The 18,766-nt window shown below is 70.9% G+C and carries 15 protein-coding genes; all 15 read right to left on the reverse strand.

Annotation, left to right across the window (positions count from 1 at the left end; all coding sequences use genetic code 11):
* Complete coding sequence (gene nuoN, locus E0504_RS16450) at nucleotides 1–1,578, reverse strand: NADH-quinone oxidoreductase subunit NuoN (RefSeq protein WP_112105329.1); 1,578 nt, start codon at nucleotides 1,576–1,578, stop codon at nucleotides 1–3.
* Nucleotides 1,575–3,134: an NADH-quinone oxidoreductase subunit M gene (locus E0504_RS16455; protein ID WP_071066451.1), complete on the reverse strand. Its 1,560-nt coding sequence runs from the start codon at nucleotides 3,132–3,134 to the stop codon at nucleotides 1,575–1,577. Before E0504_RS16455 ends, nuoN begins: the two co-directional genes overlap by 4 nt.
* A 1-nt stretch (nucleotide 3,135) precedes the next feature.
* Nucleotides 3,136–5,124, reverse strand: a complete 1,989-nt coding sequence (gene nuoL / locus E0504_RS16460) for an NADH-quinone oxidoreductase subunit L (protein ID WP_131625068.1) — start codon at nucleotides 5,122–5,124, stop codon at nucleotides 3,136–3,138.
* Between the two features lie 184 nt (nucleotides 5,125–5,308).
* Complete coding sequence (gene nuoK / locus E0504_RS16465) at nucleotides 5,309–5,608, reverse strand: NADH-quinone oxidoreductase subunit NuoK (RefSeq protein ID WP_020463509.1); 300 nt, start codon at nucleotides 5,606–5,608, stop codon at nucleotides 5,309–5,311.
* Nucleotides 5,605–6,546 carry an NADH-quinone oxidoreductase subunit J gene (locus E0504_RS16470; RefSeq protein WP_112105327.1) on the reverse strand — a complete coding sequence of 314 codons (942 nt, stop codon included), beginning with the start codon at nucleotides 6,544–6,546 and terminating at the stop codon, nucleotides 5,605–5,607. The genes nuoK and E0504_RS16470 overlap by 4 nt, the downstream gene beginning before the upstream one ends.
* The gene (gene nuoI / locus E0504_RS16475) at nucleotides 6,543–7,160 is read right to left on the reverse strand and encodes an NADH-quinone oxidoreductase subunit NuoI (protein WP_112105326.1); all 618 of its coding nucleotides are present in this window, start codon (nucleotides 7,158–7,160) and stop codon (nucleotides 6,543–6,545) included. The genes E0504_RS16470 and nuoI overlap by 4 nt, the downstream gene beginning before the upstream one ends.
* A gap of 3 nt (nucleotides 7,161–7,163) precedes the next feature.
* Complete coding sequence (nuoH, locus tag E0504_RS16480; RefSeq protein WP_112105325.1) at nucleotides 7,164–8,552, reverse strand: NADH-quinone oxidoreductase subunit NuoH; 1,389 nt, start codon at nucleotides 8,550–8,552, stop codon at nucleotides 7,164–7,166.
* A complete protein-coding gene (locus E0504_RS16485) occupies nucleotides 8,549–11,140 on the reverse strand; it encodes an NADH-quinone oxidoreductase subunit G (protein WP_112105338.1) in 2,592 nt (863 codons plus the stop codon). Before E0504_RS16485 ends, nuoH begins: the two co-directional genes overlap by 4 nt.
* Before the next feature lie 4 nt (nucleotides 11,141–11,144).
* Nucleotides 11,145–12,488: an NADH-quinone oxidoreductase subunit NuoF gene (nuoF, locus tag E0504_RS16490; protein ID WP_020463514.1), complete on the reverse strand. Its 1,344-nt coding sequence runs from the start codon at nucleotides 12,486–12,488 to the stop codon at nucleotides 11,145–11,147.
* A gap of 2 nt (nucleotides 12,489–12,490) precedes the next feature.
* Complete coding sequence (nuoE, locus tag E0504_RS16495) at nucleotides 12,491–13,312, reverse strand: NADH-quinone oxidoreductase subunit NuoE (RefSeq protein ID WP_020463515.1); 822 nt, start codon at nucleotides 13,310–13,312, stop codon at nucleotides 12,491–12,493.
* Complete coding sequence (locus E0504_RS16500; RefSeq protein WP_112105324.1) at nucleotides 13,312–14,685, reverse strand: NADH-quinone oxidoreductase subunit D; 1,374 nt, start codon at nucleotides 14,683–14,685, stop codon at nucleotides 13,312–13,314. Before E0504_RS16500 ends, nuoE begins: the two co-directional genes overlap by 1 nt.
* A 91-nt stretch (nucleotides 14,686–14,776) precedes the next feature.
* Nucleotides 14,777–15,466, reverse strand: coding sequence for an NADH-quinone oxidoreductase subunit C (locus tag E0504_RS16505; RefSeq protein ID WP_112105323.1), 690 nt, complete (start codon nucleotides 15,464–15,466; stop codon nucleotides 14,777–14,779).
* Nucleotides 15,459–16,253 carry an NADH-quinone oxidoreductase subunit B family protein gene (locus E0504_RS54245; RefSeq protein ID WP_018505174.1) on the reverse strand — a complete coding sequence of 265 codons (795 nt, stop codon included), beginning with the start codon at nucleotides 16,251–16,253 and terminating at the stop codon, nucleotides 15,459–15,461. Before E0504_RS54245 ends, E0504_RS16505 begins: the two co-directional genes overlap by 8 nt.
* The gene (locus tag E0504_RS16515) at nucleotides 16,244–16,606 is read right to left on the reverse strand and encodes an NADH-quinone oxidoreductase subunit A (RefSeq protein ID WP_071066458.1); all 363 of its coding nucleotides are present in this window, start codon (nucleotides 16,604–16,606) and stop codon (nucleotides 16,244–16,246) included. The genes E0504_RS54245 and E0504_RS16515 overlap by 10 nt, the downstream gene beginning before the upstream one ends.
* Before the next feature lie 342 nt (nucleotides 16,607–16,948).
* The gene (locus E0504_RS16520) at nucleotides 16,949–18,259 is read right to left on the reverse strand and encodes a geranylgeranyl reductase family protein (RefSeq protein WP_041256663.1); all 1,311 of its coding nucleotides are present in this window, start codon (nucleotides 18,257–18,259) and stop codon (nucleotides 16,949–16,951) included.
* Nucleotides 18,260–18,766 lie beyond the last annotated feature (507 nt).

The following is an 18,766-nucleotide window of genomic DNA, read 5'->3' on the forward strand; positions in this document are numbered from 1 at the left end:
TCAGCGTACGAAGCCGGAGGTCGCCGCGGTGGTCGCCAGGTCGAGAAGCGGCTGCGGCGCCACGCCCAACAGCAGGGTCATGAGTGCACCTATACCCACCGTAGCGAAGGTAAGAGTCGGCCGGGTGACGACGACCGGCCCGTCGGCGAGCGGCTCGGAGAAGAACATCAGCACGATGACCCGGACGTAGAAGAACGCCGCGATCGCGCTGCACACCAGGGCCACGACCACCAGCGGGGTCGCGTCACCGGCGATCGCCGCCTGGAAGACCGCGAACTTCCCGGTGAACCCGCTGGTCAGCGGGATGCCGGCGAGCGCGAGCAGTAGGAAGGCGAACGTGCCTGCCAGCAGCGGCGACGTCCGGCCCAGGCCCTGCCACTGGGAGAGGTCGCTGGCCTCGCCGTCGCCGGTGCGGACCAGGGAGACCACCGCGAACGCCGCGATCGTGGTGAAGCCGTAGGTCACCAGGTAGAACATGGCGCCGCGCAGGCCGTCGACGTTCGAGCCGGCCATCCCGACGAGCAGGAAGCCGGCGTGCGCGACCGCAGAGTAGGCGAGCATCCGCTTGATGTCACGCTGCGTGAGCGCGAGCACCGCGCCGACGACCATGGTGAGAATGGCCACAGCCCAGATCACCGGCCGCCAGTCCCACCGCATGCCGCCGAAGGCCACGTAGAAGACCCGCAGCAGCGCCCCGAAGGCGGCGACCTTCGTCCCCGCCGCCATGAAGGCGGTGATCGGTGTCGGGGCGCCCTGGTAGACGTCCGGCGTCCAGGAGTGGAACGGGGCGGCACCGATCTTGAAGAACAGGCCGACGCCGAGCAGCGCGAGCGACAGGTAGAGGTACGTGTCGTTCTGGCCGACCGTGCCCACCGCGTCGGCGATCCGGCCGAGCTCGACGCTGCCGGCGTAGCCGTAGGCGAATGCGACCCCATAAAGGAAGAAGGCCGACGAGAACGCCCCGAGCAGGAAGTACTTCATCGCGGCTTCCTGCGACAGCAGCCGCCGGCGCCGCGCCAGCCCGCACAGCAGGTACAGCGGCAGCGAGAGGATCTCCAGCGCCACGAACATGACCAGCAGGTTGTTCGAGGCGACGAAGAGCAGCATGCCGCTGACCGAGAAGACCATCAGCGGATACGCCTCGGTCTGCACGTCCGGCGAGGTGCGCTGCGCGGTGGAGCCGCGCGAGCCGGGGACGATCGCGGCGGAGGCGACGAGCGCGCCGCCGGAGGAGTCCAGCCGGCGCTCGGCGACCAGCAGCACCGCCAGCAGCGCGAACACCAGGATGGTGCCCTGCAGGAACAGCGTCGGCCCGTCGATGGCCACCGCGCCGGCGGCGAGCACCTGGCGGTGGGCGTGCAGAAGCACCACCGCGACGAACGCGCCGATGAACCCCGCCCCGGCCAGCAGCGGCTGGAGCACCCGCCGGGCCTTCGGCGGTGCGAAGGCGTCGACGAGGACCCCGGCCAGCGCGACGCCGAACAGGATGAGCATCGGGCTGAGGGACGAGTACTCGATCGACGGCGGTGTGATCTTCTGCGCGGCGCCCTGCGCCAGCACAGTCGTTGCGGCGCTCACGAACGGCCTCCGGATTCCGGCGCGGCCACCGGGGCCGTCGGCGCCGGGTCAGACTTCCCGATGTCCGCGAACGTGGCGGTCACCGTGGGCGTGATGATGTCGAGCAGCGGCTTGGGGTACACCCCGAGCCCGATGATCAGCGCGACCATCGGCGCGACCACCACCCGCTCCCGCACGCTGAGGTCCTTGACGAGACGCATCTTCTCGTCCTTGACCGGACCGGTCATCGTGCGCTGGTACAGGTACAGGATGTAGATCGCGGCGAGCACGATCCCGCAGGTCGCCACGATCGCCAGTGCTCGGTACTCGGTGAACACTCCGACCAGCACCAGGAACTCGCTGACGAAGCTGTTCGTACCCGGCAGGGCCAGCGAGGACAGTCCGGCGATCAGGAAGACCCCGGCGAGGATCGGCGTCACCTGGGCCATGCCGCCGTAGGCGCTGACGTCCCGGCTGCCCCGGCGGGCCACCAGGAAGCCGACCACCACGAACAGCAGCCCCGTCGACAGGCCGTGGTTGACCATGTAGAGCACGGCGCCCGTGCCGGCCTGCGAGGTGAAGGCGAAGGTCCCCAGCGCTATGAACCCGAAGTGGGCCAGCGAGGTGTAGGCGACCAGCCGTTTCATGTCCCGCTGGCCGATGGCCAGCAGGGCGCCGTAGAAGATGCCGATCACCGCCAGGGCCAGCACCATCGGCGCGAAGTACTCGGCGGCGTCCGGGAACAGCGGGATGCAGTACCGGATCAGGCCGAAGGTGCCGACCTTGTCCAGCACCCCGACGAGCAGGACGGCGCCGCCGGTCGGCGACTGCGCGCCGGCGTCGGGCAGCCAGGTGTGGAAGGGAAACAGCGGCGCCTTGATGGCGAAGGCGATGAAGAAGCCGAGGAAGAGCAGCTTCTGCACGCCCGGGGTGATCTCCAGCTGGCGCAGGGTGGCGAAGTCGAACGTGCCCGTGCCGAGCTGGTCGGCGGAGACCACGTACAGGCCGATCACCGCGGCGAGCATCAGCAGCCCGCCGAACAGGCTGTAGAGCAGGAACTTCACTGCCGCGTAGGAGCGCTGTGCCTTCTCCTCGACCGGCCCGTAGCTCCCGATGAGGAAGTACATCGGAATGAGCATGGCCTCGAAGAAGACATAGAAGAGGAACACGTCGGTGGCGGCGAACACCCCGACCATGCCCGTCTCCAGCGCCAGCAGCAGCGCGAAGAACGCGGGGACGGAACGCCGCCCCTCTTCCGCCTCGTCCCAGGAGGACAGCACGACCACCGGGACGAGCAGCGCGGCGAGCAGCATCAGCACCAGCGAGATGCCGTCGGCGCCCACCGAGTAGGAGACGCCGAACTCCTTGATCCAGTCATAGGACTGGCCGAACTGGAAGCCGGCCTTGTCCGGATCGTAGGCGGCGGTGGCCAGCACCGCGAGCACCAGGACTGCCAGCGAGACCACGAGCGCGAGTTGCTTGGCGAGCGTGCCGTGCCGGCGCGGCAGCGACGCGACGACCAGCGAACCGACCGCGGGGACGATCAGCATGATCGTCAGCCAGGGGGCTGTGCTCACGTCAGCCGGCCCTGGTGAGCAGCAGAGCACCGACCACGAGGACGGTACCTCCCAACATCGACAGTGCGTAGGACCGGACGAAGCCGGTCTGGGTGCGTCGCAGCCGGCCGGACAGCCCGCCCACGGCGGCGGCGCTCCCGCGCACGAAGCCGTCGATGCCGACGTTGTCCGCCCAGACCAGGAAGCGGGTCAGGTACTGCCCCGGCCGCATGGCGACGACCTCGTTGAAGGTGTTCGCGTAGAGGTCGCGGCGCGCGGCGACGGTCACCACGCTGACCTCGGCGTCCGGCCGGGCGACGGCCTCGACCGGGCGGAGCTGGTAACGCAGGTAGGCACCGGCGAACCCGCCGGCGGAGACGACCAGCACCAGCGCGGTGACGACCGCGGGCGAGATGTCGTGGTGCGCCTCACCGTGCTCGCCGACCACCGGGGCGAGCCAGTTCTGCATCGAGCTGCCGAGGACGAACAGCCCACCGGCGAAGACCGAGCCGACGGCCAGCAGCATCATCGGGCCGGTCATCGTCGCCGGCGACTCGTGCGGGTGCTTGGTCTCCGGCCCGTCGTGCTCCCAGCGCGCCTTGCCGTGGAAGGTCATCAGGAACAGCCGGGTCATGTAGAAGGCGGTGATCCCGGCGCCGAGCAGCGCCACGCCACCGTAGATGTAGCCGCTGGTGCCACCCTTGGCCAGCGCCGTCTCGATGATGCGGTCCTTGGTGAAGAACCCGGACAGGCCCGGGAAACCGATGATCGCCAGGTAGCCGAGGCCGAAGGTGACCCAGGTGATCGGCATGTGCCGCCACAGCCCGCCGTACCTGCGCATGTCCTGCTCGCCGTCCATCCCGTGGATGACCGAGCCGGAGCCGAGGAACAGGCCGGCCTTGAAGAAGCCGTGCGCGAGCAGGTGCATGATGCCCAGCGCGTACCCGGCCGGGCCGAGCCCGACGGCGAGGAACATGTAGCCGATCTGGCTGACCGTCGAGTAGGCCAGGACCTTCTTGATGTCGTCGTAGGCGCAGCCGATGACGCATCCGATGAGGATCGTGACCGCGCCGATGATCAGGACGACGGTCCGCGCGGCCTGCGTCTGGTCAAAGATCGGGGCAGCCCGGACGATCAGGTACACACCGGCGGTGACCATGGTCGCGGCGTGGATGAGCGCCGAGATCGGGGTCGGGCCCTCCATGGCGTCCGGGAGCCAGGCCTGCAGCGGGAACTGACCGGACTTGCCGCAGGCGCCGAGCAGGAGCAGGAGCGCCATCGCGGTGATGGTGCCGTAGCCGATGACGTCCGCGGCGGCGGCACCGAACACCGAGTCGTAGTTCGTGCTGCCGACGGTGGCGAACATGAACATGATCGCGAGCGCGAGACCGACGTCGCCGACCCGGTTCATGTAGAAGGCCTTGTTCGCGGCGGTGGCCGCGGCCGGCTTGTACTCCCAGAACTTGATGAGCAGGAAGGACGAGAGGCCGACCAGCTCCCAGCCGCCGTAGAGCACCAGGAAGTTGTTGCCCAGCACCAGCAGCAGCATCGACGCCAGGAACAGGTTCATGTAGGCGAAGAAGCGCCGCCGGCCCGGGTCGTGCGACATGTAGCCGATCGAGTAGATGTGGATCAGCGTGCCCACACCGGTGATCAGCAGCACGAAGACCGCGGAGAGCTGGTCGAACAGCAGGCCGACGTCCACCTGGAAGCCGTTGACCGGGATCCAGCTGTAGAGGTGCTGGGAGACGGCCCGGTCGTCACCGGAGCGGTCGAGCAGCCCGAAGAACAGGACCAGGCCGACGACGAAGGATGCGGCCGCGGTCAGCGTGCCGAGCAGGTGGCCCCACCGGTCGGTACGCCGCCCGCCGAGCAGGAGAACGGCCGCCCCGGCCAGCGGAAGCGCGATGAGCAGCCAGGTCAGCGAGAACGCCCCGGACGCGGCGGCGTAGTGCACGGCCGCGCCACCGTGCTCGTCGGCCGCGAGGATGGCGGCCCCTCCGGCGCTCATCGCGGTCCGGTTCCGGGTACGTGCGCCAGCGCCAGGGCCACCGGAGGTGGTCCGGGCTGCGCCGCCCCTGTTGCGCAAAGCGTCACTGCAGTGTCGTCCGTTCTTCCGTGACCGGAGGTCCCGGTCGCGGCCGCGTCAGGGCGGCCGGGAGACAAGCCTCGGGATGCCCGAGTACGTCGAGAGGTCAGTACTTCAGGAGGTTCACGTCGTCGACCGACGCGGATCTGCGCGTCCGGAAGATCGCCAGAATGATCGCCAGGCCGACGACCACCTCGGCGGCGGCCACGACCATGACGAAGAACGCCATGATCTGGCCCTCCAGCGTCCCGTGGATGCGGGAGAACGTCACCAGGGTCAGGTTCACCGCGTTGAGCATCAGCTCGATCGACATGAACACGACGATCGCGTTGCGCCGGACCAGAACCCCGGTCGCGCCGATGGTGAACAGCAACCCCGACAGGATCAGATAGTTCGCCGGGTTCACCGACCGCTCCCCCTGCCCGCGCCCACCGGCGCCGACCCGCCGACGACGGTCTCGTCGTCGGAGTCCTCACTCGTCCCGTTCGCGCTCGGCCCGCCGTCGGGCCCACCGCCGCCCGGGCCGTCCGTACCCGGACCACCAGCACCGCCCGCACCGGGACCGCCTGTCCCAGGACCGCCCGGACCACCGGCACCGCCGTCGTCCGGACCGCCCGCGCCGGCCGGGCCGGACGGGCCCGCACCGGGCCCGCCGAGGTCCGGGCCGACGAGCTCGGGCTGCTCCGGGCCGGGGTTGGTCGCGAAGACCTTCGGCCCGGGCCGCGGGGTGACGGTGCCGCCCTCGGCGAAGCGAGCGCGCATCCGTTCCTTCTGCGTGGCCTTCTCACCGGTGTGCTCGCGGTGACCGAGGACCATCGTCCCGATCGCCGCGACCACGAGCAGCACCGAGATCGCTTCGAAGACGAAGACGTACTGGGTGAACAGCAGACGTCCGATCGCGTGGACGTTGCCGCCGGTGTTCGCCGCCTCCAGGCCCGCCGCCTTGCCGCCGTCGATCGCGCGACCGATCGGGAACACCAGCAGGCCGGCGAAGCCGAGCCCGAGGATCACCGCGGCGATCCGCTGGCCGCGCAGGGTCTCGACCAGCGAGTCGGACGAATCGACTCCGACCAGCATCAGCACGAACAGGAACAACACCATGATCGCGCCGGTGTAGACGATGATCTGGACGAAGCCCAGGAAGGGCGCGTCCTGGATCAGGTAGAACACCGCGACGCAGAACAGGTTCACCACGAGCAGCAGGGCGGAGTGCACCGCGCTGCGCATCAGGACCATGCCGAGCGCCGCCAGCAGCGCCACCGGCGCGAGCAGCCAGAACGTCCAGGCCTCGCCGTTCGACGTGCTGCTGATCTCCGCCGCCTGGGCGAGAATCTGCGGATTCATCGGGGCCGCTCCGAACCCGCGCCGTGGGCGGGCACCTTGTTCGCCGCCCTTTCGGCCTCGCCGGCCTCGTCAGCCTCGCCGGCCGGCGAGCCGCCGACCTGCCAGGGCAGCGGGGCGTCGGGATCGCGGGTGTAGTAGTCGGTCTCGCTCTCGCCGAGGCGCATCGGGTGCGGCGGGGACTCCATCCCGGCCCGAAGCGGGGCGAGCAGCTGCTCCTTGGTGAAGATCAGGTCGTTGCGGCTGTCGTCGGCCAGCTCGTAGTCGTTCGACATCGTCAGCGCCCGGGTGGGGCACGCCTCGATGCACAGCCCGCACAGGATGCAGCGCAGGTAGTTGATCTGGTAGACGCGGCCGTACCGCTCACCCGGCGAGAAACGCTCCTCGTCGGTGTTGTCCGCGCCCTCGACGTAGATCGCGTCGGCCGGGCAGGCCCACGCGCACAGCTCGCAGCCGACGCACTTCTCCAGCCCGTCCGGATGCCGGTTGAGCTGGTGACGGCCGTGGAAGCGGGGTGCCGTCTCCTTCTTCTGCTCCGGGTACTGCTCGGTCGTCGGCTTCTTGAACATCGTCGAGAAGGTGACGCCGAAACCCTTGTAGGGGTCGAGGATCCCCATGGTTCAGCTCTCCTGTCGCGGGCCGGAGCCCGCGGGGATGACGGTGGTGTTTCCCTTGTCGCCGCCGGCGGAGCCGGCCGCGCCGCTGCCGGCTGCAGTGCTGCCAGCCGCAGTGCGGCCGGCCAGTGCCCTCGTCGCGCCGTCGGACGGCGGCGGCCAGGGAATCCTGTCCAGGCTCGGGGCCGATTCGGCGCGTTCCCGCTCGGCCTCCTCCTGCTCACGCTGGGCCCTCGCCGCGCCCGGGTCGATGATCGCGACCACGAGCAGGACGCCCACCACGACCCCGAAGCCGATCAGCCACGGCGTCCGGTCGCTCACGTGCTCCTGGTAGGCGCGGAAGGTCGCGACCGCGAGCACCCACACCAGGCCGACCGGGATCAGGACCTTCCAGCCGAAGGCCATGAACTGGTCGTAGCGCAGCCGCGGCAGCGTGCCCCGCAGCCAGATGAACACGAAGATGAACAGCAGCAGCTTGATGACGAACCAGATCAGCGGGTACCAGCCGTGGTCCAGCCCGGACAGGCCCGGGATCGGCGGCGGCTGCCAGCCTCCGAGGAACAGTGTGGTCGCGATCGCCGAGACGGTGACCATGTTGATGTACTCGGCGAGGAAGAAGAACGCGAACTTGATCGAGCTGTACTCGGTGTGGAACCCGCCGACCAGCTCGCCCTCGGCCTCGGGGAGGTCGAACGGCGTCCGGTTCGTCTCACCGACCATCGCGATGCAGTAGAGGATGAACGACGGCAGCAGCGCGATGTACCACCAGTCGTGCTGGCTCTGCACGATGCCCGCGGTCGACAGTGTTCCCGCGTAGATGAAGACCGCGACGAAGGCCAGGCCCATCGCGACCTCGTAGGAGATGATCTGCGCGGCCGAGCGCAGCGAGCCCAGCAGCGGGTAGGTCGAGCCGCTGGACCAGCCGGCGAGGATCAGTCCGTACACGCCCAGCGACGCCGCCGCCAGCAGGTACAGCACGCTGACCGGCAGGTCGGCGAGCTGGAGCGTCGTGCGTTCACCGAAGATCGACACCTCCGGCCCGAACGGGATGCAGGCGAAGGCCAGGATGGCCGGCACCGCCGAGATGACCGGAGCCAGGATGAAGATCGGCTTGTCGGCCAGCGTCGGGATGATGTCTTCCTTGAGCATGAGCTTCACGCCGTCGGCGAGGCTCTGCAGCCAGCCGCGCGGGCCGTGCCGGTTCGGCCCGACCCGCTGCTGCATCTTCGCGACGACCTTGCGCTCGAAGACGATCGAGAACAGCGTCATCACCAGCAGGAACGCGAAGACCGCGACAGCCTTGATCAGGATGAGCCAGAACGGGTCGTCGGTGAGGACGGACATGTCCGGGTCGCCGACGTTCGCGGCGAGCAGGAGCGTCGAGGTCCCGGTCATGCCCGGCCTCCGGTGGTGTCGACCCGGCCCGCGGCACCGAGGCCGGTGTGGGCCACGGTCACGGCGGTGTCCTGGGCGGTCGCGAGCTGCGAGCCGAGCGCCGCGCCGCGGGTCTCGTCGGTCGGGAAGGTGTCGACTTCCCCGCCGGGCGCCGTCTCGGTCGGCAGCAGCCCGCCGGCACTGAGCCGAACCAGCACGCCGGCGTGCTCGGCCAGCGAGCGGCGGACGTGCGACCCGGGTGAGTGCGTCGGAACCCAGACGACCCGGTCCGGCATGGCGGTGATCTCCAGCGGCAGGGTGACGGAGCCGCGGGAGGTGCTGGCGGTGACCGGCTCCCCCTCGACCGCGCCGATCTCGGCGGCGGTCGCGGCCGAGAGCTGCAGCCGCGGTGGACGGGCGGTACCGGCCAGGTACGGCTCGCCGGCCTGCAGGGCGCCGTCGTCAAGGTTGAGGTGCCAGGTCGCCAGCAGGGCCTCGCCCGGACCGGCGGTCACCGGCTCGGGCACCCGCTCGACCGGAGCCGGGCCGCGCCCGGTCTCGTCACCGGCGCGGCCGAGCTCACTCAACTCGCGCGCGGCGGCGCCCGCGTCCGGAACCCGCAGGTCGATGCCCATCTCGGCGGCGAGCAGGTGCAGCACCCGCAGGTCGGGCAGGGCCGGCGTCCCCTCCAGTGCACGCTGGAAGGGACGCAGGCGGCCCTCCCAGTCGACGAACGTGCCGGCCTTCTCCGCCACCGGAGCGACCGGGAGGACGACGTCGGCGACCTCCGCGATCGACGAGCGGCGGATCTCCAGCGAGACGCAGAACGGCACCCGGGCCAGCGCGGCCAGCGCGGCCGCGGGGTCGGGCAGGTCCTCGGCGTCGACACCGGCGACGACGACCGCGTCAAGCCGGCCCGCCGCGGCGGCGGCCAGAATGCCGGCGGTGTCGCGGCCGGGCGCGCCCAGCAGGCGGGCGCCCCAGAAGGACTCCACCTCGGCCCGCGCGCCGACGTCCGCGACCGGGCGGCCGCCCGGCAGCAGCGACGGGAGCAGGCCGGCGGAGACCGCGCCGCGCTCACCGGCCCGGCGCGGCACCCAGGCCAGCGCGGCGCCGGTGGACTCGGCGAGGCGCAGCGCCGCGGACAGCGCGCCGGGCGACTCGGCGGCCCGCGAGCCGACCAGGATCACCGCGCCGGGTGCCCGCAGCGCCTCGGTGGTGGCCGACGCGCCGGTGGCCAGCTCGTCCAGCGTGGCGGCCTCGCCGCCGGGGACGACCGGGATCAGCGTGCCGGCCATCTTGCGCAGCCCGCGGGTGATCAGCGGCGCCAGCGCGTGCACGGCGGTTCCGTGCTTGCTCGCCGCCTTGCGCAGCCGCAGGAAGACGATGGGCGACTCCTCCTCCGGCTCGAACGAGACGAGCAGGACGGCGGGCGCGGCCTCCAGATCGGCGTAGGTGACCCCGATTCCGGTACCGGCGACGGCGCTACCGAGGAAGGCCTCCTCCTCGGCGGAGTGCGGGCGGGCGCGGAAGTCCACGTCGTTGGTGCCCAGGGCGAGCCGGGCGAACTTGGCGTAGGCGTAGGCGTCCTCGCGGGTGAGCCGGCCGCCGGCGAGCACGCCGACGCCGTTGCGGTCCCGGCACTCGGCCAGGCCGCGGGCGGCGTACTCCAGCGCCTCCGACCAGCTCGCCTCGACCAGCTCACCGGTGCTGTCGTCCCGGATCAGCGGCGTGGTGAGCCGGTCGGACTGCCGCGCGTAGTTGAACGCGAAGCGGCCCTTGTCGCAGTTCCACTCCTCGTTGACCGCCGGATCCTCGGCGGCGAGGCGACGCATCACCTTGCCGCGCCGGTGGTCGGTGCGCAGCGAGCAGCCGGCGGCGCAGTGCTCACAGGACGTCGGCGTCGACACCAGGTCGAACGGCCGGGCCCGGAACCGGTAGGCGGAGCTGGTGAGCGCACCGACCGGGCAGATCTGCACGGTGTTGCCGGAGAAGTAGGACGAGAACGGCTGCCCGTCGCTGACGGCGACCTGCTCGGCCGCGCCCCGCTCGAACAGCTCGATGAACGGATCCCCGGCGATCTGCGCGGAGAACCGGGTGCAGCGCGCGCACAACACGCAACGCTCCCGGTCCAGCAGGATCTGGCTGGAGATCGCCAGCGGCTTCGGGTACGCCCGCTTCGTCTCCTTGAAGCGGGAGGTCGCCGCGCCGTTGGCCATCGACTGGTTCTGCAGCGGGCACTCGCCGCCCTTGTCGCAGATCGGGCAGTCGAGGGGGTGGTTGAGGAGCAGGAACTCCAGCGTCCCGGCCTGGGCCTTCTTCGCCACCGGCGAGGTGACCTGGGTCCTGACGACCATGTCGGCGGCGACCGTGGTCGTGCAGGACGCGACCGGCTTGCGCTGGCCCTCGACCTCGACGATGCACTGCCGGCAGGCGCCGACCGGGTCCAGCAGGGGGTGGTCGCAGAACCGCGGGATCTCGATTCCCAACAGCTCAGCGGCCCGGATGATGAGGGTGCCCTTCGGCACGCTCACCTCGAGCCCGTCCACGGTGAGCGTGACGTGGTTGGGGGCGGCCGGCGCGGCCGGCTTCTCTGGGGCGACGGTCATGATCTCAGTGCGCTCCCGCGTAGGCGCCCGGCGTGCCCGCGGCCGCGCCACCCGCGGCCGCGCCGTTCGCCGAGCCGGCTACCGACGTGGTGGAACCCGACGGCCCCACCGGGGTGATCGGGAGGAACTCGTTCCGGAAGAACTTGATCCCGGAGACGATCGGCGAGGTGGCGCCGTCCGCGAGCGCGCAGAAGGCGCGTCCGAAGATGTTGTCGCAGGCGTCGACGAGGGTGTCGACGTCGTCGGGGTCGCCCTGGCCGCGCTCCATCCGGGACAGGATCTGCACCATCCAGGTGGTGCCCTCCCGGCACGGGGTGCACTTGCCGCACGACTCGTGCGCGTAGAACTGGGTCAGCCGCCGCACGATCTTGAGCATGTCGACCGAGTCGTCCATGATCATGAGGGCGGCCGTGCCGAGCAGCGAGCCGGCCTCCTGTACGCCCTCGAAGTCCAGCGGGACGTCAAGGTGGTCGGCGGTCAGCAGCGGCGTCGACGAGCCGCCCGGGGTCCACGCCTTGAGCTTGCGGCCGCCGAGGACGCCGCCCGCCATGTCGAGCAGCTCGCGCAGCGTCGTGCCCATCGGCGCCTCGTACTGGCCGGGGTGGGTCACGTGGCCGGAGAGGCTGTAGATCTTCGGGCCCGGGGCGCGCTCGCGGCCCATCGACCGGAACCAGTCGACGCCGTAGTTCACGATGAAGGGAACGGTGGCGATCGTCTCGACGTTGTTCACGACCGTGGGGGATGCGTACAGGCCGTGGGTCGCCGGGAACGGCGGGCGCAGCCGCGGCTGGCCGCGCCGGCCCTCCAGCGAGTCCAGCAGCGCCGTCTCCTCGCCGCAGATGTACGCGCCGGCGCCGGAGTGCACCACCAGGTCGAGGTCGAAGCCGCTACCGAGGATGTCGCGTCCCAGGTAGCCGGCGCGGTACGCCTCGGCGACGGCGGCGCGCAGCCGCCGGCCGGCGTGGATGAGCTCGCCGCGCAGGTAGATGAAGGCCCGGTTCGCGCGCACCGCGTAGGCGGCGATCACGATGCCCTCGATCAGCGAGTGCGGGTCGGCCTTCATCAGCGGGGCGTCCTTGCAGGTACCCGGCTCGCCCTCGTCGGCGTTGATGACGAGGTAGTGCGGTTTGCCGTCGCCCTGCGGGATGAAGCCCCACTTCATGCCGGTGGGGAAGCCCGCGCCGCCGCGGCCGCGCAGGCCGGAGTCCTTGACCAGCTTGATCAGGTCGTCCGGGCTCTGCGCCAGCGCCCGGCGCAGGCCCTGGTAGCCGTCGAGGCGCTCGTAGGTCGCCAGCGTCCACGACTCGGGCGCCGTCCAGCGCCGGGTGAGGACCGGGGTGACAGGCATGGTCAGTTCACCTTCGTCTGCGGGACGCCGGGCGTCCCCGGCGCGGGCGCCGGGCTCGCCGGGGCGGCGGCGCTCGACGATGCGGGGCTGCTCGACGCCGGCGCAGCCGGGGCCGAAGCAGCCGAGGGCGGCGCGTTCGAGGGCAGCGGGGTCAGCGGCGGGGCACCGGCCACACCGTCCTCCGCCTTCCAGCCGGCGGCCTCGGCGAGCAGCACGCCGGCCAGGGACGGGGTCCCCACCCCCTGCCCGGCGACGCCCTCCGGACGCGGGTCCTCGAAGCCGGCGAGCTGGAACGAGGACTCGCCGAACGTACACAGCGGGCCGCCGCGGGTCGGGGCCGGGCGCTCGCCGCGCCGCAGGGCCTCGACGATCTCCTCCGCCGAGTCCGGGTTGACCTGGTCGTAGAACTCGTAGTTGACGGTCATCACCGGCGCGTAGTCACAGGCCGCCAGGCACTCGGCGTGCTCCAGCGTGATCGTGCCGTCCTCGGTGGTCTGGTCGTGCCCGACGCCGAGGTTCTTCGACAGGCGCTCGTAGACCTCCTCGCCGCCGCGCAACAGGCAGGAGAGGTTCGTGCAGACGGAGACCAGCCAGTCGCCGACCGGGCGGCGCTTGTACATCGTGTAGAACGTCGCGACCGCGCTGACCTCGGCGTGGGTGATGCCGAGCTCCTCGGCGCAGAACTCCACGCCCTCCGCGGTGACCGCGCCCTGCTCGGACTGCACCAGGTGCAGCATCGGCAGCAGCGCCGAGCGGGAACGTCCCTCGGGGTAGCGCGCGATGATCTCGCGGGCCGCGGCGCGGGTCTGTTCGGTCAGTGGCATCAGCGATCAACTCCCCCGAGCACCGGGTCGACGGAGGCGACGCCGACGATCACGTCGGCCACCTGCCCGCCCTCCGTCAGCGCGGGCACGGCCTGCAGGTTCACGAAGCTTGGGTCCCGCACGTGGACGCGGAACGGCCTGGTGCCGCCGTCGCTGACGACGTGGTAGCCGAGCTCGCCGCGCGGCGACTCGATCTGCGTGTACACCTGGCCGGCGGGCACCCGGAAGCCCTCGGTGACGAGCTTGAAGTGGTGGATCAGGGCCTCCATCGAGGTCCCCATGATCTTGCGGATGTACTCGAGCGAGTTGCCCATGCCATCCGAGCCGATGGCCAGCTGCGACGGCCAGGCGATCTTCTTGTCGGCGACCATGACCGGGCCGGGGCGCAGCCGGTCCAGGCACTGCTCGATGATCTTGAGGGACTCGCCCATCTCCTCGATCCGCACCAGGTACCGGGCGTAGGAGTCGCCCTCGAGCGCGGTCGGGACGTCGAACTCGTAGGTCTCGTAGCCGCAGTACGGCATGGTCTTGCGCAGGTCCCAGGGCAGACCGGCGGCGCGCAGCACCGGCCCGGTCGTCCCCAGCGCGAGGCAGGCGGCGGCGTCGAGGAAGTTGACGTCGACCATCCGCGCCTTCCAGATGGGCTGGCCGGTCAGCAGCGCGTGGTACTCGCGGATGCGCTTGGGCATGTAGTCGAGGAACGCCCGGATCGCCGGGATCACCTCGTCCGGGATGTCCTGGGCGAGGCCGCCGGGCCGGATGTAGGCGTGGTTCATCCGCAGGCCGGTGATCGTCTCGAGCAGGTCGAGGATCTTCTCGCGCTCACGGAACCCGAAGATCATGCCGGTGGTGGCGCCGAGCTCCATGCCTCCGGTCGCCAGCCACACCAGGTGCGAGGCGATCCGCTGCAGCTCCATGACGAGCACCCGGATGACGGTCGCCCGCTCCGGCACCTCGTCGGTGATGCCGAGCAGCTTCTCCACCGACAGGCAGTACGCCGCCTCGTTGTACAGCGGCGAGAGGTAGTCGGCGCGGGTGAGGAACGTGACCGCCTGCGTCCAGGTGCGGTACTCGCAGCTCTTCTCGATCCCGGTGTGCAGGTAGCCGATGACCAGGCGGGTCTCGGTGACCGTCTCGCCCTCGATCTCCAGCACCAGCCGCAGCACGCCATGGGTGGACGGGTGCTGCGGGCCCATGTTGACGGTGATCCGCTCGCCGTCGTCCTCACCGGTGCCGAGAACCTGTTCCCAGTCACCGCCCGTCACGGTGTAGATGCGACCGGCGGAGGACTCGGTGAACCCGGCCTCGTAGGGCTGCGCGCCGGTGATGGTCTCGGCCGAACCGTCGACGGGCGTCTCGGTGTGCGTGCTCATAGCGAACCTCGGAAGTCGGCTCGGGGGTGCCTGGCGGTCACGCGTGACCCCGTGGTGGCCCGCGCCCGGGTGCCGGCCGGACAGTGCCCGGTCACGAGTAGCTCCGGCGGGTCTCGGGCGGCGGGATCTGCGCGCCCTTGTACTCGACGGGGATGCCGCCGAGCGGGTAGTCCTTGCGCTGCGGGTGGCCCACCCAGTCGTCCGGCATCATGATCCGCGTCAGGCCGTGGTGGCCCTCGTAGACGATGCCGAACAGGTCGTAGGCCTCGCGCTCGTGCCAGTCCGCGGTCGGCCAGACCGGGGTCAGGCTCGGCAGCACCGCGTCGCCGTCCGCGACGGAGACCTCGACGCGCAGCCGGCGCCGGTGGGTCAGCGACGTCAGGTGCACCACGGAGTGCAGGCGGCGGCCGGTCAGGTCGTCGGGGTAGTCCACCCCGGACAACGACGACAGCAGCTCGAAGCGCAGCCCCGGGTCGTCGCGCAGCGTCCACGCGACGTCCAGCAGCCGCTCGCGGCGCACGTGGATCGTCAGCTCGCCGTACGCGAAGACGACCCGCTCGACGGCGTCGCCCAGCTCGGGGAAGACCCGCTCGAGGGTGTCGTAGACGGTGTCGGCGGCCTCGTCGCCGAACGGGCGGGACGTCGACGCCAGGGCCGCCACCGGCGGCACGAGGCCACCGAAGCCCGACGTGTCGCCACTGCCGCGCGCGCCGAAGGCGTCCCGGCGGCGGCCGCCGGGGCCGCCCGGAACGCCGGCGGAGCCCGGTACCAGGTCAGTCATCGGTCAGGGTCTCCGTGCTCGGTCCGGGACCGTCGGCCCGGGACTCGTCGGTCGGCTTGGCGTCGACGGGCACCCGCTTGCCGCGGCCGAAGACGGACGGCGGCGCGATCGCCGCCGGGCGGCGCTCGTCCAGCACCGGTTCGACGGCACCGCGCCCCGCCGGGACGGGCGCGCCTTCAGGCAGGCTGAACCGCTTGCGGTCGTTGACCGACAGCGTGCGGGTGTCGACCGCGCCGGCGGGCAGGCCGGACCACGCCGTGGCCACCTCGATCGGCTTCGGGTAGGGCGACGAGCCGGCCTTGGTGTGCTCGACCTTGCCCGACACCGAGCCGGCGAGGATCTTCTCGTGCAGCTTGATGATCGCGTCCATGAGCATCTCGGGACGCGGCGGGCAGCCCGGCAGGTACATGTCCACCGGAACGATGTGGTCGACGCCCTGCACGATCGCGTAGTTGTTGAACATTCCGCCGCTGCTCGCGCAGACGCCCATCGACAGCACCCACTTGGGCTCGGGCATCTGGTCGTAGATCTGGCGCAGCACCGGGGCCATCTTCTGGCTCACCCGGCCCGCCACGATCATGAGGTCGGCCTGGCGCGGGCTGGCCCGGAAGACCTCCATCCCGAAGCGGGAGAGGTCGTAGCGGCCGGCGCCGGTCGACATCATCTCGATGGCACAGCAGGCCAGGCCGAAGGTCGCCGGCCACAGCGACGACCTGCGCGACCAGTTGGCCAGCTTCTCGACGGTGGTCAGCAGAACTCCACCGGGCAGCTTCTCTTCTAGTCCCATTCCAGACCCCCCCGGCGCCATATGTAGGCGTAGGCGACGAAGATCGTCGCCATGAACGACACCATCGCGCCGAGACCGAAGACCGCGAGACTGTCGAACGTGACGGCCCACGGGAACAGGAAGATGATCTCGATGTCGAAGACGATGAAGAGCATCGCGGTGATGTAGTACTTCACCGGGAACCGGTGCGGCCCGGCCGGCACCGGCTCGGGTTCGATACCGCACTCGTAGATGTCGACCTTGGCACGGTTGAACCGTTTCGGGCCGACCAGCGCGCTCACCGCCACGGAACCGACCGCGAACAGCATCGCGATCGCGAGCAGAACGAGGATCGGCACATAACTGTCGAGCATGCCGAACTCCTCTCCTTCGAAAGTTTGGTGCGGACGTCTTGGTGGCGGTTCGCCGGGTGTGGCCGAACGGGCCTCCCGAGCCAACCGGTGCTTCGTGCTCCTGCCCCCGCGGGTGCCGAGCGCGGGTGCAGCCTACGCGACCTCTGATTTCCCGGTCGCACCGGGATTGTTCCCCTCCGCAGCACCGCCGGAGGGATCTCCCGTGGACGTCTGACACAGCCCGGAGTTCCCTGGTTCGGAGCACGCGCGACTATCGGGAGGTGTCGCGTGCGAGCACGTGCGCCGGAGTCCATACCGGCGGCTGCCGGCGTCCCTACCGGCTGCTTCCGAACGTGGCCGCGTTCAGGCGGCGGGCGCCAACCGGGTCAGCGCGTTGATCAGTCGATCCGTGGCGTCACCTCCCCGCGGGTCGGTCAGATTCGCCATGACCTTCAGGACGAAACGCATCAGCATGGGCCGAGGCAGCCCGTACCTGGTCCCCAGCGCCATCACGGTCGGATTCCCGATGAGCTGTACAAACAAACGGCCCAGGGTGTAATACCCCCCGTATGTCTGAGCCAGGATCTCCGGATATCGCCCGAGCGCCCGCTCCCGGGCCGGCCCGGAGTGCCGGGCGAGCGCAAGGACGATCGTCTCGGCGGCGATCCGGCCCGATTCCATCGCATATGCGATGCCCTCGCCGTTGAACGGGTTCACCATCCCGCCGGCGTCGCCGACGAGGAGCACTCCGTCCTGGTAGTGCGGGGCGCGGTTGAAGGCCATCGGCAGCGCGCTGCCGCGGACCGGGCCGGTGGCGTTCTCCTCGGTGTAGCCCCACTCGGGCGGCAGCCCGTTCAGCCACCGGCGGAGCAGATCCCGGTAGTCGGTGTTCTGGAAGGCGCTGGTGGTGTTGAGCATGCCCAGGCCGACGTTGCTGGTGCCGTCACCCATACCGAAGATCCACCCGTAGCCCGGCAGCAGCCGGCTCTGGCGCGGCGGGCCCTCCCACAGCTCGAGGTGGGACTCGAGGAAGTCGTCGTTCGTGCGCGGGCTGCGGTAGTAGCGCCGCACGGCCACGCCCAGCGGGCGGTCCTCCCGGCGCCGGATCCCCAGCGCCTGCGCGATCCGGGCGCTGTTGCCGTCGGCGGCGACCACAACCGGGGCACGGAACTCGGCCGGAGCCCGGTCGACCCCGGCCCGCGCGGTCACGCCGACCACCCGTCCCGTCCGGTCGTCACGCACCGGCCCGGTGACGGAGGCGCCCTCGACCAGTCGGGCACCGGCCTTGACCGCGTGCCGGGCGAGCATCTCGTCGAAGTCCGCGCGCGGGCGAACCAGGCCGTAGTCGGGCCAGCTCGCGAGCTCCGGCCACGGCAGCTCGAGGCGCACACCGCCGCCGATGATGCGCAGCCCCCTGTTACGCAGCCAGCCGGCCTCGACCGATGTGTCGATGCCCATCTCGACAAGGCTGCGCACGGCCCGCGGGGTCAGCCCGTCACCGCAGACCTTCTCCCGAGGGAAGGTGCTCTTCTCCAGCAGCAGGACGTCGAGCCCGGTGCGGGCGAGGTGGTACGCGGCGGCCGAGCCGCCCGGCCCGGCACCAACCACGATGACGTCGGCGTCAGGGCGGTCGTCGGGGCGGTCATCCGCCCGGGTGCCGTCCCGTTCCGTCATCCGCTTGGTCACGCGCTGCTCCGGATTCCCGCGCCAGTCGGCCGATCAGGGCCGTGTCCCACGTCTCCCGCTTGCGCGCTCGTGAAATTCTTCACGAGCGCCACGCCGAGTGTAGGCCCTGCCAAGGCCCAAGGCACCAACCAGGACCTCGAGATGCGCAGACGAGTCAACTTCCCCCGTACTTCGCAACGCAGCGCCACGGCACGGCGACGATAGGCACCTCGGTGGTCCCTCGACCGGGCCAACACCCGCCTGTCGGTGCGGCGCGAGCCGGCCGGCAGCGCGGGCGGCGCGGGCGGCGCAGGCGGCGCAGGCAGCGCGGGCGGCGCCGGCGGGCACGCAGGCGGCCCACGCCGGGCGAGCGGGCGGGCGGGGGCGACGCCAAGCGGGCACGGATGACGCGCACGATCGGGCCGACCGTCCCCGGCCAGGAGGTGACATGACCACCCGAGCTGGGTAGTTCCGCAAAGTTGGCTGACAAAAGTTGGCTGACTTTGGCTGGCAGAA

The organism is Parafrankia sp. BMG5.11, assembly GCF_004337455.1.

What these genes read in the sequence shown, in the direction of transcription:
- E0504_RS16470 (WP_112105327.1), bottom strand. Translation starts at nt 6,546, where the DNA reads ATGAATCCGCAGATTCTCGCCCAGGCGGCGGAGATCAGCAGCACGTCG.
- E0504_RS16500 (WP_112105324.1), bottom strand. Translation starts at nt 14,685, where the DNA reads ATGAGCACGCACACCGAGACGCCCGTCGACGGTTCGGCCGAGACCATC.
- nuoH (WP_112105325.1), bottom strand. Translation starts at nt 8,552, where the DNA reads ATGACCGGGACCTCGACGCTCCTGCTCGCCGCGAACGTCGGCGACCCG.
- nuoE (WP_020463515.1), bottom strand. Translation starts at nt 13,312, where the DNA reads ATGCCACTGACCGAACAGACCCGCGCCGCGGCCCGCGAGATCATCGCG.
- nuoL (WP_131625068.1), bottom strand. Translation starts at nt 5,124, where the DNA reads ATGAGCGCCGGAGGGGCCGCCATCCTCGCGGCCGACGAGCACGGTGGC.
- E0504_RS54245 (WP_018505174.1), bottom strand. Translation starts at nt 16,253, where the DNA reads ATGGGACTAGAAGAGAAGCTGCCCGGTGGAGTTCTGCTGACCACCGTC.
- E0504_RS16520 (WP_041256663.1), bottom strand. Translation starts at nt 18,259, where the DNA reads ATGACGGAACGGGACGGCACCCGGGCGGATGACCGCCCCGACGACCGC.
- E0504_RS16485 (WP_112105338.1), bottom strand. Translation starts at nt 11,140, where the DNA reads ATGACCGTCGCCCCAGAGAAGCCGGCCGCGCCGGCCGCCCCCAACCAC.
- nuoF (WP_020463514.1), bottom strand. Translation starts at nt 12,488, where the DNA reads ATGCCTGTCACCCCGGTCCTCACCCGGCGCTGGACGGCGCCCGAGTCG.
- E0504_RS16515 (WP_071066458.1), bottom strand. Translation starts at nt 16,606, where the DNA reads ATGCTCGACAGTTATGTGCCGATCCTCGTTCTGCTCGCGATCGCGATG.
- nuoI (WP_112105326.1), bottom strand. Translation starts at nt 7,160, where the DNA reads ATGGGGATCCTCGACCCCTACAAGGGTTTCGGCGTCACCTTCTCGACG.
- E0504_RS16505 (WP_112105323.1), bottom strand. Translation starts at nt 15,466, where the DNA reads ATGACTGACCTGGTACCGGGCTCCGCCGGCGTTCCGGGCGGCCCCGGC.